The sequence below is a fragment of the Microbispora sp. H10830 genome (assembly GCF_014161375.1).
Lineage (GTDB): Bacteria > Actinomycetota > Actinomycetes > Streptosporangiales > Streptosporangiaceae > Microbispora > Microbispora catharanthi.
In genome coordinates, this window is sequence record NZ_JABBWX010000005.1 from 21,416 (window position 1) to 36,200 (window position 14,785).

At 72.4% G+C, this 14,785-nt stretch carries 13 protein-coding genes; 3 read left to right on the plus strand and 10 right to left on the minus strand.

Going from position 1 to position 14,785, the window contains the following annotated elements; translation table 11 throughout:
* Nucleotides 1-74: 74 nt before the first annotated feature.
* The 4 genes from HHX35_RS14810 to adh form a co-directional block, all read right to left on the minus strand.
* Entirely contained in the window at nt 75-446 is a 372-nt protein-coding gene (locus tag HHX35_RS14810; protein WP_182899420.1) for a type II toxin-antitoxin system PemK/MazF family toxin, read from the minus strand.
* Entirely contained in the window at nt 443-1,090 is a 648-nt protein-coding gene (locus HHX35_RS14815; RefSeq protein WP_182899421.1) for a hypothetical protein, read from the minus strand. The genes HHX35_RS14810 and HHX35_RS14815 overlap by 4 nt, the downstream gene beginning before the upstream one ends.
* Before the next feature lie 156 nt (nt 1,091-1,246).
* Nucleotides 1,247-1,618 carry a DUF779 domain-containing protein gene (locus tag HHX35_RS14820; protein WP_182899718.1) on the minus strand — a complete coding sequence of 124 codons (372 nt, stop codon included), beginning with the start codon at nt 1,616-1,618 and terminating at the stop codon, nt 1,247-1,249.
* 8 nt (nt 1,619-1,626) lie between these two features.
* Nucleotides 1,627-3,150, minus strand: a complete 1,524-nt coding sequence (gene adh / locus HHX35_RS14825) for an aldehyde dehydrogenase (protein ID WP_182899422.1) — start codon at nt 3,148-3,150, stop codon at nt 1,627-1,629.
* A 194-nt stretch (nt 3,151-3,344) separates the two neighbouring features.
* Here adh and HHX35_RS14830 point away from each other — a divergent pair, with 194 nt between their 5' ends.
* Nucleotides 3,345-4,610, plus strand: a complete 1,266-nt coding sequence (locus tag HHX35_RS14830) for a serine hydrolase (protein WP_182899423.1) — start codon at nt 3,345-3,347, stop codon at nt 4,608-4,610.
* A gap of 2 nt (nt 4,611-4,612) precedes the next feature.
* Complete coding sequence (locus HHX35_RS14835; protein ID WP_310739100.1) at nt 4,613-5,767, plus strand: NAD(P)/FAD-dependent oxidoreductase; 1,155 nt, start codon at nt 4,613-4,615, stop codon at nt 5,765-5,767.
* On the opposite strand, the gene HHX35_RS14840 is transcribed toward HHX35_RS14835, so the two are convergent.
* Entirely contained in the window at nt 5,760-7,037 is a 1,278-nt protein-coding gene (locus tag HHX35_RS14840; RefSeq protein ID WP_182899424.1) for a helix-turn-helix domain-containing protein, read from the minus strand. The two genes, HHX35_RS14835 and HHX35_RS14840, sit on opposite strands and share 8 nt — an antisense overlap.
* A gap of 68 nt (nt 7,038-7,105) precedes the next feature.
* A complete protein-coding gene (locus HHX35_RS14845) occupies nt 7,106-8,569 on the minus strand; it encodes an FAD-dependent oxidoreductase (RefSeq protein WP_182899425.1) in 1,464 nt (487 codons plus the stop codon).
* Nucleotides 8,570-8,638: 69 nt separating this feature from the next.
* Here HHX35_RS14845 and HHX35_RS14850 point away from each other — a divergent pair, with 69 nt between their 5' ends.
* Nucleotides 8,639-9,337: a TetR/AcrR family transcriptional regulator gene (locus HHX35_RS14850; protein WP_182899426.1), complete on the plus strand. Its 699-nt coding sequence runs from the start codon at nt 8,639-8,641 to the stop codon at nt 9,335-9,337.
* 4 nt (nt 9,338-9,341) lie between these two features.
* Here HHX35_RS14850 and HHX35_RS14855 read toward each other — a convergent pair whose 3' ends face one another.
* From HHX35_RS14855 to HHX35_RS14870, 4 genes are read right to left on the minus strand one after another with little or no spacing between them, the layout of a single operon-like run.
* Nucleotides 9,342-10,166: an SDR family oxidoreductase gene (locus HHX35_RS14855; protein ID WP_182899427.1), complete on the minus strand. Its 825-nt coding sequence runs from the start codon at nt 10,164-10,166 to the stop codon at nt 9,342-9,344.
* 52 nt (nt 10,167-10,218) lie between these two features.
* Nucleotides 10,219-11,502 (minus strand): glycosyltransferase, encoded by a 1,284-nt coding sequence (locus HHX35_RS14860; RefSeq protein WP_182899428.1) that lies wholly within the window; start codon nt 11,500-11,502, stop codon nt 10,219-10,221.
* Nucleotides 11,503-11,507: 5 nt separating this feature from the next.
* Entirely contained in the window at nt 11,508-13,625 is a 2,118-nt protein-coding gene (locus HHX35_RS14865; RefSeq protein WP_182899429.1) for an HAD-IIIC family phosphatase, read from the minus strand.
* Nucleotides 13,626-13,650: 25 nt separating this feature from the next.
* Nucleotides 13,651-14,577, minus strand: a complete 927-nt coding sequence (locus HHX35_RS14870) for a TauD/TfdA family dioxygenase (protein WP_182899430.1) — start codon at nt 14,575-14,577, stop codon at nt 13,651-13,653.
* Between the last annotated feature and the right edge of the window lie 208 nt (nt 14,578-14,785).

The window sequence follows — 14,785 nt, forward strand, 5'->3', positions numbered from 1 at the left end:
AGACGCACAGGTACCGGCACGTCCCTGTGAAGTCCCGGAGGCCGCGGCCACCCGCCGCGGCCTCCCCGCGCCCGTCAGTCGACGAGGCCGAGGTACGCGAACAGGTTGTCCTCGATCAGGGCCACCAACTGCGGTGGAAGTTGCCCCAGGTAGTCGCCGAGCTCCTCCTTGAGAAAGGGCTGTGCGCAGACGGTTCGCACCCAGCACTTGCCGGGCAGGTTGGCGGTCCCCTGCGCGAGCTTGACGCAATACTCCGTTTTGAGCGTCGTGGCCGTCGACAACGGCGCGACGTAGATCAGATCCCAGTCCGACTGCTGGTTCTTCGCGTCACCGCTCAGGACGACGACCGGTCGCCGGGGGTGAAGATTGCGCTGGTCGTTGGGCGGCATCGTGAGCGATCTGTCGGAGACGTAGTAGACACCACCCTTGCGAATGAACGACTTCACCGATCGTCCAGGGCCTTCGCGTTAGCGCGGCGGAGAGCGTCTCGCGTCTGCAGAAACTCTTCCTTGACAATCGCACCGACACCGGGGTCGTCGTGCTCGGGAGGCATCGATGCGCGCCTCGCCTTCGCTCGTGCGAGCAGCGCCGTGGCCTGCCTGCGCCGCCGTGCCCGGTTGAGGTCGAGCAGGACGCCGGACTCTCCGCCCGCCTGCGCCTCGACGACGGGCACGGTGGCGTCCACCACGGACCGGAGAACGACGGTGTCCCTCCCCCCATGCAGGGCCACGACCGTGCGGACGAATCTCATGGCGTCATGGCCCAGAGGATCGTCCACATCCATGGTCAAGTACAACACGCCCGCCTCCGCGTCAGCGGATTCGTCGGCGCCGCGCTCCGCGAGCTCGCTTTCCACCACATAGTCCTGGGCCCGCGTAAGCGCGGGGTCATAGGGGCCGCAGCGCCCGAGGCGCCAGGTGGCACCGGTGATAGGCGGATGCCCCGCCTCGACGGCGGCGACGTCGGTGAGATAAAGGAGCCCAACCAGGTGAGCCTCGGTCACCGGCAGCTTCAGTTCCCGCGCCGCCACGAGTATGGACAGCACGGCCCCTGCCAGAGGATTCGGCGAGTCGACGGGCATGCTGATCACCGCTCCTCCCCGGCTCAGCCGCATGCTCACCGTACCCCTCCCGCTCCGTCCGCCACCTTGCACAGCAACAGCGGAGACATTACTTACCGTCACATTGCCGCGTCAATGAGTGACGGAGGCGGCCGATACCGGGAGGGGCTTCTTTCGCGAGGCCGGTCAGCCGTCGAGGACGGCGCGTTCGGCGTCGGTGAGCAGGCGGGAACGGATCAGGAAGCGCACGCCCTCGGGCGCCTCAAGGGAGAAGCCGCTGCCCCGGCCGGGGACGACGTCCACGGTCAGGTGGGTGTGCCGCCAGCGCTCGAACTGGCTCGCCGACATCCAGAACGTGACCGGCTCGTCGACGCCCTCGACGGCCAGCGAGGCGAGCAGCACATCCGAGGAGCCGGTGCGGAACTCGCCCTCCAGGTAGCACATCGGGGCGCTGCCGTCGCAGCAGCCGCCGGACTGGTGGAACATCAGCGGGCCGTGGGCCACCCGCAGCCGCCGGATGAGGTCGGCGGCCGCGGAGGTGAGGTCCACGCGGGACATCTCGGGCATCAGAAGAAGCCGAGCTTCGAGGGCGAGTAGCTGACCAGCAGGTTCTTGGTCTGCTGGTAGTGGTCGAGCATCATCTTGTGCGTCTCCCTGCCGATGCCCGACTGCTTGTAGCCGCCGAAGGCGGCGTGGGCGGGATAGGCGTGGTAGCAGTTCGTCCAGACCCGCCCGGCCTGGATGGCCCGGCCGGCCCGGTACGCCTTGCTGACGTCCCTGGTCCACACGCCCGCCCCGAGGCCGTACAACGTGTCGTTGGCGATCTTGATGGCGTCGTCGAAGTCGGTGAACGAGGTCACCGAGACGACCGGCCCGAAGATCTCCTCCTGGAACACCCGCATGTTGTTGGCGCCCTCGAAGATCGTCGGCTCGACGTAGTAGCCGCCCGACAGCTCGCCGCCGAGGTCGGCGCGGTGCCCGCCCGTGAGCACCTTGGCGCCCTCCTGCCGGCCGATGTCGAGGTAGGACAGGATCTTCTCCAACTGGTCGTTGGACGCCTGGGCGCCGACCATGGTGGCCTGGTCCAGCGGGTGCCCGCGGACGATCTTCTCCGTGCGCTCGACCGCGGCCTCCAGGAAGCGCTGGTAGTGGCCCTGCTGGATGAGCGCCCGGGAGGGACAGGTGCACACCTCCCCCTGGTTGAGCGCGAACATCGTGAAGCCCTCCAGCGCCTTGTCGAAGAACTCGTCGTCGGCGGAGGACACGTCGTCGAAGAAGATGTTGGGGCTCTTGCCGCCGAGCTCCAGCGTGACCGGCTTGATGTTCTCGCTGGCGTACTGCATGATCAGCCGCCCGGTGGTGGTCTCCCCCGTGAACGCCACCTTCGCGACCCGCGCACTGGAGGCCAGCGGCTTGCCCGCCTCGACGCCGAACCCGTTGACGATGTTGAGGACGCCCGGCGGGAGGAGGTCGGCGACCAGGCTCATCCAGTAGTGGATCGACGCCGGGGTCTGCTCGGCCGGTTTCAGGACCACGGCGTTGCCCGCGGCCAGCGCCGGCGCGAGCTTCCAGGTGGCCATCAGGATCGGGAAGTTCCACGGGATGATCTGCGCGACGACGCCGAGCGGCTCGTGGAAGTGGTAGGCGACGGTGTCCGCGTCGATCTCCGACAGGCTGCCCTCCTGGGCCCTGATCGCCCCCGCGAAGTAGCGGAAGTGGTCGATGGCCAGCGGGATGTCGGCGGCCAGCGTCTCCCGGATCGGCTTGCCGTTCTCCCAGGTCTCCGCGACGGCGAGCCGCTCCAGGTTCTGCTCCATGCGGTCGGCGATCCGGTTGAGGATGTTCGCCCGCTCGGCCGCGGACGTACGCCCCCAGGCGGGGGCGGCGCCGTGCGCGGCGTCCAGCGCGCGCTCGACGTCCTCGGCCGTGCCGCGCGCGACCTCGGTGAAGGTCTGACCGGTCACCGGCGAGGGGTTCTCGAAGTACTGCCCCCGCTGCGGCGGGACGTACTCGCCGCCGATCCAGTGGTCGTAACGCTGCTCGTACGCCATAAGGGCGTCCGGCTGTCCCGGCGCGGCGTAACGGGTCATGAGATGGACCTCCCGGACAGGGTGTGGGTCTGACGCCCCGGACGTTAGTCGCGGGCACGTTGCCGACACGTTGCGTCCGTGTTCCCGCATCGTTCCGGAGCGTCGTCCCGCGGCGTCCTTCCGCACTCAGCCTCTGGCCGGTGCGGTCAGAGCCGCGGTCATAAATGGTCAAATCTCCCCTAAGATCAGCCGTCATGATTTCGGAAACGTTTTCTGCCTCCCGAAGGAACGCCCTGCGCCTGCTGGCGGGCGGCGCCGCGGCGGGGCTGGCCGCCGGGCTGCCCACGTCACCGGCGAACGCGGCGGCCCGCGTGTGGAGCGTCACCGGCCGCAGCGCGACGTCGCTCAAGCCGTTCGACGACACGCTGAAGCGCTTCATGATGGACCGGGCGATCCCCCACGCGTCCCTGGCCGTGGTCCGCAAGGGCAAGCTCGTGCTCGCCCGGGGCTACAACTGGACGGCGGACACCTCGTTCACGGCGGGGCCCACCTCGCTGTTCCGCATCGCGAGCCTGAGCAAGCCGGTCACCGCGGCCGCGGTGCTGAAGCTGGCACAGGACGGCAAGCTCAGCCTCTCGGCCAAGGTCGCGCCGCTGCTGGGACTGAGCACGACCGCCGACCCGCGCCTCGCCTCCGTCACCGTGACCCACCTGCTCCAGCACCTCGGCGGGTGGGATTCCGAGGTCTCGGGCGACCCGATGTTCAAGGACCGGGTCATCGCCGCGGCACTCGGCGTCCCGCTGCCGATCACGCAGGCGCAGATCGTCACGCACACGTCCGGCCTCAAGCTCGACCACGCGCCGGGCACGACATACGCGTACTCGAACTACGGATACCTTCTCCTGCAGAAGATCATCGAGAAGGCGAGCGGGGTCTCGTACGCGAGCTACGTGCAGAGCAAGGTGCTGACGCCCCTCAAGATCAAGCGGATGGTGCTCGGCAGGACCGCCAAGAGTCTCCGCAAATCGGGTGAGGTGCCGTACTTCTCGCAGTACACCGGCAAGAGCGTGATCGACACCTCCAACTCCGTGGTGCCCTTCCCGTACGGCGGGTTCAACCTCGAGAACATGGCCGCCCACGGCGGCTGGCTCGCCACGGCCGTCGACCTGGCCAAGTTCACCACCCTCTTCGACGCGGCCGGCGTGCTGACCTCTACCTCGATCTCCAAGGCGTTCGCCAAGCCGTCGATCGGAGTCAACTCCGACGGCTGGTACTACGGCCTCGGCTGGCAGGTCCGCCCGGTCACCGGGGGCCGCAACACCTGGCACACGGGGTCGCTGGCCGGCACCTCCACGCTCATGGTCCGGCGCTACGACGGGCTGAGCTGGGTGGTGCTGTTCGACCAGCGCGACGACGCCTCGGGGCTGAACTACGGGGCCATCGACGCTCTTCTCCACACCGCCGCGAACTCGGTGAAGTCCTGGCCCACCACCAACCTCTTCTCCACGTACGGTCTGTAGATGTGGAGGACGTCTGGGACCTGGTGGTGGTCGGCGCCGGACCGGCGGGCTCGGCCGCCGCGCTGCGGGCCAAGCAACTCGACCCCGGTTGCCGGGTGCTGCTGCTCGACCGGGCGGCCTTCCCGCGTGACAAGGCCTGCGGCGACGGCATCGCGGCGCACGCACGGCAGGAGCTCGCGCGGCTCGGGCTGCCCGGCCTGCTCGACGACCACCGGCCGACGCCGCGCCTGTCGGTGACGTCGCCCGGCGGGGCCCACGTCTCGGCCGTCGTCGCGCGGCCCAACCACGTGGTCCCCCGCCGGGTCTTCGACGCCCGGCTGGTCGAGGCGGCGCGGGCGCGCGGCGTGGAGGTGCGCCGCCACCGGGTGCGTACGCTGACCGCCCTCGGCGGGCACGTCGTGATCGACGGCCACCTGGTCGCCCGGGCGGTCGTCGCCGCCGACGGTGCCAACTCGGCCGTACGGCGGCTGATCGGCGTCCCGCCGAGCCCGGACCGGCACACCGCCATCGCGGTGCGCGGGTACGCCGACGTGCCGCCGGACGACGACGAGCAGGTCATCGTCATGCAGAGCGAGGCCTGGCCGGCCTACGCCTGGTCGTTCCCGGTGGGCGACGGCACGGCCAACGTCGGCTACGGCCTGCTGCTGCCGATGCTCAGACAGACCGGCCGGCCCGGGCGCGAGATCCTGCACGGGCGGCTGGCCCGGCTCCTGCCCCTGCTGGGTGAGATCAGGTCGCCCGTCCGCGACCTGCGGGCGCATCACCTGCCGCTGTCGAGCGGGCGGCCGGTGCCGGGCGCGGGCCGGGTGCTGCTGGCCGGCGACGCGGCGAGCCTCGTCAACCCGCTGACCGGCGAGGGCATCTACTACGCGCTGCTGTCGGGACGGCTGGCCGCCGAGGCGGCGATCGGTTCGCCGGACGACCCGCTGCGGGCCTACCGGCGCGGGCTGCGCGGGGCGCTCGGGCGGCACCTGCGCACCACCGACGTGCTCGCCCTGGCCGCCCGCTCCCCCGGCTTCATCGACGCGGCGATCACGGTCGCCGCCCGCCGCACCGAGGTGTTCGACCTGCTCGTCGACGTCGGGCTCGGGGCGGGCACCGTGCCGCCCCGCCTGGCGGCGGCCGTCGCCCTCCGCTGGCTCAAGAATTTCACCTGAACGGCAGGCCGTACTCCGCGTCGAGGTCGCGCACCCGCCGGGCGGCCCCCGCCCGGGCCGGGGATCCGGCGGGCAGCGCGGCCAGCAGCGCCTGCCAGGCGACGATGTCGTCCCTGCCCCACGGCGCGCGCGTCCATCGCTCGAGCAGCGCGGAGTCACGCCGGGCCACCAGCAGATCGCGTACGCCGTCGTCCAGCAGGCGGCGCTGCCATACGACGCCGGGCGCGTCCGAGGCGGGCAGGAGCGGCCCCCGGTAGGCCCGCAGCGCGGCGTCGGCGTCCGCGGCGGCCAGGTGCTCGGCGAGCGCCTGGAAGTCGGCCCGCACCGGCACCCGCAGCCGGTACGGACGGGAGTCGAGCAGCGGGCCGAGCCGGTGGCGCAGCCGGGACAGCTCCGCGCGGAGCGTGACGGGGTTCAGCATACGGTCGCCGTACAGCTCCGCGCTGAGCTGGTCGCTGCTCAGCCCCTCGGGATGGCAGGCCAGCAGCACGACGATCTCGCTGTGCCGGGGACCGAGCCTGATGCGGCGCGGGCCCTCGGTGAGCACGGCGTCGTCCCGGCCCAGCGCCGTGAGCCTCACGGCGGGCGCAAGGGCCGGAGCGGGAAGCGTGGCCCCGTGATCGGAAGCAAGGTGCGCCTCCGCCGCGCGGGCCGCCGCCTGCACGAGGGCCAGGCTGTACGGGCTGGCCAGGTTGTCGCCGCCGGTGACGTCGACCGCGCCGAGCAGGCGGCCGGTGTGCGGGTCGTGGATGGGCGCGGCGGCACAGGTCCACGGCTGCACCGGTACGGCGAAGTGCTCGGCCGCGAAGATCTGCACGGGATGGCCGACCGTGATCGCGACGCAGGGGGCGTTGGTGCCCGCGTGGGACTCGTCCCACCGGGCCCCGGCGACGAAGTTCATCCGCTCGGCCCGCGCCCGCGCCCCGCGATGTCCCTCGACCCACAGCAGCCGGCCGGCCGCGTCGCACACCGCGAGCAGGTGCCGCCCGTCGTCGGCGATGCCGCCCAGCAGATCGCGGAACAGCGGCAGCACCCTGGCCAGCGGGTGCGCGCTGCGATACTCCTCGAGCTCGGCGTCGGTGAGCTCCAGCGGCGCGAGCGCGTCCGGATCGACCGCCTGGGCCGATCGCCGCCACGAGTCGGCGACCAGGGAACGCACCGGTCCGTCGATCGCCCCGGCCGACAGGAAGCGCTCATGGGCGCGGCGCAGCTCACCGGTACGCTCCGCCGCGTCGGCCCCGGATTCAAGCGCGAGCCATGGATTGGTCACGGCGCCCTCACTCTCCGCGTCTTCAGGCGCCATCGTCACCCACGCCCGGGTCGTGCGACAAGGGCCCGTCAGCCACCAAGCCCTCTGTGCCCGAGCCACGGCGTGAACGGGTCCGCGGGCGGCTCGCCCGCCCAGGCGACGTACCCGTCCGGCCGGACGAGCATGTCCGGGCCGGGGAGCACGGCGAGACGGCCGGCGAAGCCCTCGGCGCGCGCGGCGAGCCCCGGGTCGCGCGTGACGAGCAGGAAGCGGGCGGTGCGGCAGCGGCCGGCGAGGAGGCTGCCGTCGTCGAGCACGAGATCGGGCGCCACGCGGCCGCGCAGCCGCCCGACACCGGAGATCTGCTTCATCACGTATGTCGCGCCGGGCACGGTGTCGAGCAGATCGGCGACCACGGCCCGCAGCGCCGCGGTGCGGGCGTCGGGACGGCCGAGCGCGGTCTGCGCGTCGCTCCAGCCCTGCACCCATGCACCGACCGGATGACGCTCTTCTGTGTAGGTGTCGAGCAGCCCCTCCGGCGCCCATCCGCGCACGGTCGCGGCGAGCTTCCAGCCGAGGTTCATCGCATCGCCGACGCCGAGGTTGAGGCCCTGTCCACCGGCCGGCGAATGGATGTGCGCGGCGTCGCCCGCCAGCAGGACCCGGCCCGCCCGGTAGGTGGCGGCCTGCCGGGTGGCGTCGGTGTACCTGGTGCCCGCGCTCACCGAGACGATGCCGGGATCGATCCCGGCGACCCGGCGCAGGCAGCCGGCGATCTCCTCCGTGGTGACCGGCGCGTTCCTGTCGGCGGGCGGAGGGCCGTACTCCACGATGTGGAGCCGCCCCGGCACCGGGCCGTGCGCGTACGAGCCCCGGCCGGTGCGCACCCAGCCGCTCAGCGGCAGCAGGTCCGGCTCTGTCATCTCGACCATCGCCTGGCGGCCGGTGAACTCCGGGTCGGTGCCCGGGAACGCGATTGCGGCGAGCCTGCGGACCGTGCTCCGGCCGCCGTCGCACCCGGCCAGCCAACCCGCCCGGATCCGCCCGGCCGGGGTCGCGACGGTCACCCCGTCGTCGCCGGCGTCGAAGCCGGTGACCGGACACCCGCGCCGGATCTCGGCGCCGAGCGCACGGGCGCGGCGTTCCAGGATCGCCTCCAGGTCGAGCACGCTGATCGCACCGCCGCCGAGCGTGTGGGCGGCGAGGTCCGGATCGCCCGGGTCCAGCCGGTCGACCCTGACCGGCAGTCCGGCGAAGTGCCCGGCGAACGGCAACGGGCCAGAGGCGTCCGAATCAGGGGCGTCCGGATCAGGGGCGCCCGGAGTGAACCACATCAGCGCGGCCCGCCGCACCTCCTCCAGGAGCCCCCGCCGGTGGAAGGCGTCCGCGGTCGGCGCGTTGATCGACCGCGCGCCCATCGCCCCCGCCTTGTGCGCCGCCCCGGGCTCGGCCTCCCGTTCCAGGACCAGCACCGATACCCCGCCCAGTCGCAGCTCGCAGGCGAGCATCAGCCCGACCGGGCCCGCACCCGCCACCACCACGTCGACGTCCATGATCACCCCTAAAACTCGGGAACAGCGTTCGCAGTTGTTGACCGTAGACTACTGCGTACACTGTTCGCAATGGAATCGATCTGGAACCGTCCCGCGCGGGCCGCTCGTGGGCCCCGTCCCGCGCACAGCAGGGACGACATCGCGAGGGCCGCGGTGGCGGTGGCGGACGCGGAGGGGCTCGACGCCGTGTCCATGCGCAGGGTCGCGGCGGAGCTGGGCACCGGCACGACCTCGCTCTACCGATACCTGTCGAGCAAGGACGACCTGATCGACCTGATGGTGGACGCCGTGCTGAACGAGCACGCGCCGCCGCAGCCCACCGGGGAGTGGCGTGCGGACCTGCGCGAGCTCGCCGAGCGGACACGCGCGCTCATGCTGCGCCGCCCCTGGTTTCCGGTCGCCGCGGCGGCCCGGCCCGGTCTCGGCCCGGGCAGTCTGCGCTGGCTGGAGGCGTGGCTGCACGCGGTCGACGGCCTCGGTCTCGACCCCGACGCGATGCTGGCGGCCGTGAGCACGATCCAGATCTTCGTGCACGGCTCGGTGGCGTACGAGGTGGCGCAGCGGGCCGCGGGTTACGACGCGAAGACGTGGCTGGCCGCCCAGGGCGCGTACGGCGACGCGATCATCGCCTCGGGCGCCCATCCCACGCTGATACGGATCATGGTGGAGGCCGAGGGGCCGCACCGCGCCGACCGGAACGAGCGGCTTTTCGCGTCCGGCCTGCGGCAGGTGCTCGACGGCCTGGCCGCCGCACTCCCCGGCGGATGACGGGTCAGGCGGACGCCCAGATGTCCTTGTCGATGTCGCCGGCGGCCTGCGGGCCCATCAGGCCGAGCCCTCCGTCCACGAACAGCGACGCGCCGGTGACGTACGACGCGGCCGGCCCGGCCAGGAAGGCGATCATCGCGGCCACCTCGCGGGCGTCGCCGGGACGGCCCAGCGGATAGCCGGGCCGGGTGTCCGGCCGGGGCGGCTGGTCCTCCTGCCCGGTCATGGGAGTCGCGATCTCCCCGGGTGCCACGGTGTTGACCGTGATGCCGTGCCTGGCCAGCTCCATCGCGAGTGTGCGGCTGAGCATCCGCAGACCGCCCTTGGCCGCGCAGTAGGGCCCGGCCCCGAGGCGGGGGTACTCCTCGTGGACGCTGGTCACGTTGACGATCCGGCCGCCCGCGCCGCGCGCGATCATCCGGCGGGCGGCCCGCTGCGAACACAGGAACGGCCCGTCGAGGTCGACCGCGAGGACCGACCGCCACCGGTCGTAGCCGATCTCCAGAAGCGGCTCGGCCGTGCCGGTGCCCGCGTTGTTCACCAGCACGCCGAGGCCGCCCAGCTCGTCGGCGAGCTCGTCGATCACGGCCGCCGCGGCCACCGGGTCGGTCAGGTCGTGCTGCCGCACCGCGGCCCGGCGCCCCCGCACCTCGACCTGCTCCGCAGTCTCCCTCGCGCCCTTCTCGTCCCGGTGAAAGGTGACGCCGACGTCGAAGCCGTGCGCGGCGAGCATCACCGCGGTCGCCCGCCCGATCCCCGAGTCGGCCCCGGTGACGATCGCCACCTTGTCGTAGTCGAAGCGCGAGATCGGCGCCACCGTGCCGCCCATGGATCCCCCTCCGTCGGTGTACGGCACCTCGGCGTACCCGGGAGGCCCTCCTTCACACGCCCCGGCGGGCGCGCGCCATGGCGGCCAGGCGCGTGCGCTGCTCCGGGGTGAGACGCGCCAGCCGCTCGCGCGGATCCGGCCGCGTCATGACCGCGTCGGTCCCGATGAGCGCCTCGGCGTGCTCGGCCGCGACCCGCACGGAGTCCTCCGACGCGGCGTCGGCCGCGAGCGGCGCGATCCGCTCCCGGTATCCGCCGTCGGCCGCGGAGTCCAGGGCCCGGGCCAGCAGGCCGGCCGTCCGGTCCTCGGTCCAGTGCGACACGGGCAGCCAGGTCGCCACCCCGGCGCGTTCCAGCCGCTCGGCGTTGTCCGGGCGGTCGACGCCGTGCGCGAGGAGCACCTGCGGGGTCGCCGACGACAGCGCCCGGGCGAGTGTGCCGATCCCGCCGTGGTGGACGACCGCGGCGACATGGGGCATGACCGTGGCGAACGGCGCCGAGGGCACCCACTCCACCCCGTCGGGCAGCGACTCGGGCTGGAACGACGGGTGCCGGTTCACCAGCAGGGCCTTCCTCCCGATCCGCCGGCACGCCCGCGCCGCCACGTCGTAGAACCGGTCGTGCAGCACCTGCCCGGTGCCGCCGGTGATCAGCACGGGCGGCTCGGCCCAGTCGGGAACCGGCCCCTCCGCCGTGTCGCCGAGCACGAACCCGCAGCGGACGACGCCCTCCGGCGCCGGCTGGCCCGCGGCGTCGAACCATTCCGGCCACAGCGCGAGCTGGGTCTTGGCGCTCGTCAGGTAGGCGACCCAGTCGCGGACCGGCCGCAGGCCGAACGCCTGGAAGACGTCGTCGTACCCCTGCCCGAGCACGCGTCTGAAGAGGTTCCCGAGCACCGGCAACGAGACGTACTGGTGGGGCGTGACGGACACCAGCGCCACCGGCACCCCGCGACGCTCGGCGGCCATCAGCGCGGCGATGCCCGAGGTGTGCCGGGCGACCACCACGGTCTCCCCCGGCCGGTAATGCGCCTCGATCATGCGGACCTCGTCGGCGAGCAGCTCGAACAGGCCGTTGCGCCGGTAGAGCGCGAGCACGCCGTCGGGGTCTTTCAGGGGATCGAGCATGTAGCGCCGGGCGTCGTCCAGGTGCCGGTCGTAGCCCTCCGCCGTGTCGATCGGCAGGTGCCGGAGACCCGCGGCCGCGATCCGGTCGGCGAACCAGGAGTGCGTCATCACGACGACGTCGTGGCCGCGCTCCGCCAGCTCGCGCCCGATGCGTACGAACGGGAGCACGTCGCCGTTGGTGCCGTGGGTGCTCAGCAGCATCGTGGCCATGCGGATCAGCCGTTCCCCGAGTCGAGCAGGGCGTCGATCTCCTCGTCCGACAGGCCCGCGAGCTCGTCGAGCAGCCCGGCCAGCTCCTCGTCGTCGGTGTCGGCGAGTTGCCGCTCCTCGATCGCCTTGGCGACCTCGGCGACGGTGAACGAGGTGGTGTAGAGCGTGTCGAAGGGCAGCTCGACGCCGAACTCGGCACGCACCCGCGCCATGAACTGCACCAGCCGCAGCGAGTGACCGCCCAGTTGGAAGAAGCCGTCGCTCACCGAGGCCGGCGCCACGTCGAGCAGTTCGGCCCACATCCGCATCACGGTCGCCTCGACGGGGCTCGCTCCGGCCACCTCCGCCACGGGACGGGCGGCTCGCATGGCGTCGAGGATCGCGTCGGCGCCGGTCAGCCGGGTCGCGATCCGTTCGACGGCCGCCCAGCCGGCGGGAGCGGCGGGTTCCGCGATCCGGGTGGTCCCTGTGGTCCCGGTGGTCTGTGCTGTGGTCCGGGCGGGCCCCGCTGCCCTCTCCTCAGCAGGGCCCGGCGCGTGGACGACGGCCGCCGCGGCGCCCGCGTCGAGGACGTACCAGGCCGCCTCCTCGCCGTACGGCTCCACCGTCGCCGGCAGGGCGGCCAGGAAGTCCCTGGCCGGTTGGTTGCGCTCGGTCGCCCGGAAGGCCAGGGCCACCCGGGCCAGCCCGCGCTCCCGCGCGAGCGCCCCCAGGTGCGCGAGCATGCGGTGCTCGACCCCGCGCCCGAGCGCCCGGCAGCTGAGCAGGAACGCACCGGCGCGCAGCGTGTCCCCCTCCGTACGCACGTCGGTGAGGCCGACGACGCCGTAGTCCCCGAAGCGGTCGCGCACGTCCACGACGAACCTTTCGTCGCCGTCCAGGCGACGCGCCCCCGAGAGGTTGAACTGGTTGGTCCGCTCGGCGAGCTGAGCGGACCGGGCCTCGTGCTCGGGACCGGCGGGGGTGATGGTCACCCGCAGGTCGAGCGTGGCGAAGAAGTCGGCGAGGGACATCTCGTCCCTGGCCTGCTCTCGCTGCCGTTCCTCCTGATAGCGGCGGGTGCGCTCGCGGTCGGCCTCGGTGACCGCGGTCAGGTCGAGGGGCCAGCAGTGCCGGAGGAAGGCCGCCGCCTCCGCGGCGCCTGCCGGGAGCCGGAGGGTCAGCACCTCGGGGCAGCCGGCCCGGACCTCGGCGCACTCGACCGGGCTGTCGTCGAGGAAGACGAACGAGTCGAGCCCGAGGTCGAGCTCGGCGGCGAGCGAGCGCAGCGACTGAGACTTGGCCTCCCACCCGACGCGCATCGCGGCGACGTCGTCCAGGCCGACCGGCAGCTCCGGATGCCGGGCGAACACCTCGCGGACGTCCTTCTCCTCGTTCTTGCTGCACAGGCACAGCAGCCTGCCCGCGGCGACCTGACGCGCCAGCTCCCGCCAGATCTCCATCCGTTCCGGGCCGATGACCACGCCGTCGGGGCCGTCCTCGCCGACCACGCCGTCCCAGAGCGTGCCGTCGCAGTCCACGGCGACGACCTTGGGACGCGGGGTGGTCATGGCGTGCAGGCGGCGGGCGGCCGCGGCGGCCAGCGCGGCGAAGTAGCGGTCGGTGTAGGGGACGTTGCCGGTCCGGTCGGCGAAGGCGTCGTGGACGGCCTCCGGCGCGGGCTCGTACGGCTCGGCGGACGTGAGCACGGAGACGGCCCGGTCGCCCTCGAACGCCCGGGCCAGACTGGAGGCGAGGCGCGCGTGGGCCTCGGGCGAGCCGTGCTCGGGCGAGGGAGGGCAGACGACGAGCACGTGAGGCGTGCCGGACGCGCGTGCCGAGGTTCGCAGCGCGGCGGCGAGGTCGATGGCCACGGCCTCCACCTCGTCGAGCCTGTCCTGCTCGGCGGCCAAATCCCCGGCGACCAGATCCCCGGCGACCAGATCTTCCGCCCGGACCAGCACGACGGCGGCGCCGGCCCGGCCGAGCACGCTGCCCGAGTCGAGGAGCGAGGGGAAGACCTGGTCGTACGGAGCGAAGGCGACCTCCCCCTCGACGCCGAGTTCGGTGAGCCAGAACCGCAGGGCGTCCCCGAGCGGCTCGGCGGTGAAGGTCGCGGCGACCCCAAGTCCGATCTTGTTCACTGCGTTTTCCCTTTCGAGAGCGCGATCAGTCGGACATGGCGACGAGGATGCGGCGGGAGCCGGTGAAGGGCCTGCGGCCGTGCCCGACCAGCACGTTGTCGATCAGCAGCAGGTCGCCCTTCCGCCAGTCGACGTCCACCGCGTTGTCCAGCCCCCGGTCACGCACCTGGATCACGTACTCGCCGGGGATCGGGGCGCCGTCGGGGAACGTCACCGACTGCGGCAGCTCCTCCGGCGGCATGAGTTCGGCGAGCATGGCGGCGGCCTCGTCGCCGAGCGAGGCGGGGTGCCACTGGTCGGCCTGGTTGAACCACACCTCGGCGCCGGTCACCGGGTGCCGGGTGGTGGCGGGCCTGATCTGGGAGATCCGCACGCCGCCGTCGGGCCGCCACTGCCAGTCCGCGCCGATGCGGTCGAGGAATCCGGCCACCTCGTCGCGGTCCTCGGTCTCGAACGTCTCCTGCCAGCTCTTGCCGAGCCCCCGGCCGGCGTGCAGGTTCTGGGTGTAGCGCACGCCCTTGGCGAAGGCCTCCCTGACCTCGTCGTCGAGCGACTCCAGCCAGCGCACGCCGTCCACGACGGGGGTGGCCCCGCCGGTCTCGGCCGCCTTCTCGCAGTAGAACAGCAGCCGCGAGGGCCAGGTGGCGGAGTACGACAGCTCGTTGTGCATGGAGATCGTGTACTCGGGCGGGTACTCGGTCGAGGTGTAGACGTTGCCGCCCACCTTGGTGCGGGGCGAGTTGCCGTGGACGTACGCCAGCCGGTTGGGCAGCAGCATGTCCATCACGGGCTCGAGGGTCTCGGGCGTGACGCCGAACCCCCGGAAGACGAGCGCCTTCTCGCGGACCAGCAGGTCGCCCACGTTCAATCCGCGCAGCCGTTCCACCAGCCCCTCGGGCGTGGCGGCGGTGCCGTCCGGGGTTATTTCCAGGGGCTTCCAGAAGTCGTCCATGCGTCCTCCTTGTGCGCGGGATCCGGCCGCGGCCGAGCACGGGGAAAAGTCGAATTAAGGAGGCAGGCGGGCCCTCGAATAGGCGGCGTCCCTGCGGAAAAGAGATTCCGGCGGCCAACATAGAACCCGAATCGGGTCACGCGCAAGAAACATGTTTCATCCGGTTCACTCGACGGCGTCAGTCAAATTATCCGACATTCGCCTGTGT

Bases quoted from the DNA above. Each gene is read 5' to 3' on its own strand.
- HHX35_RS14820 (WP_182899718.1), bottom strand. From the start codon at position 1,618: ATGTCCCGCGTGGACCTCACCTCCGCGGCCGCCGACCTCATCCGGCGG.
- adh (WP_182899422.1), bottom strand. From the start codon at position 3,150: ATGACCCGTTACGCCGCGCCGGGACAGCCGGACGCCCTTATGGCGTAC.
- HHX35_RS14830 (WP_182899423.1), top strand. From the start codon at position 3,345: ATGATTTCGGAAACGTTTTCTGCCTCCCGAAGGAACGCCCTGCGCCTG.
- HHX35_RS14845 (WP_182899425.1), bottom strand. From the start codon at position 8,569: ATGGACGTCGACGTGGTGGTGGCGGGTGCGGGCCCGGTCGGGCTGATG.
- HHX35_RS14850 (WP_182899426.1), top strand. From the start codon at position 8,639: ATGGAATCGATCTGGAACCGTCCCGCGCGGGCCGCTCGTGGGCCCCGT.
- HHX35_RS14855 (WP_182899427.1), bottom strand. From the start codon at position 10,166: ATGGGCGGCACGGTGGCGCCGATCTCGCGCTTCGACTACGACAAGGTG.
- HHX35_RS14860 (WP_182899428.1), bottom strand. From the start codon at position 11,502: ATGGCCACGATGCTGCTGAGCACCCACGGCACCAACGGCGACGTGCTC.
- HHX35_RS14870 (WP_182899430.1), bottom strand. From the start codon at position 14,577: ATGGACGACTTCTGGAAGCCCCTGGAAATAACCCCGGACGGCACCGCC.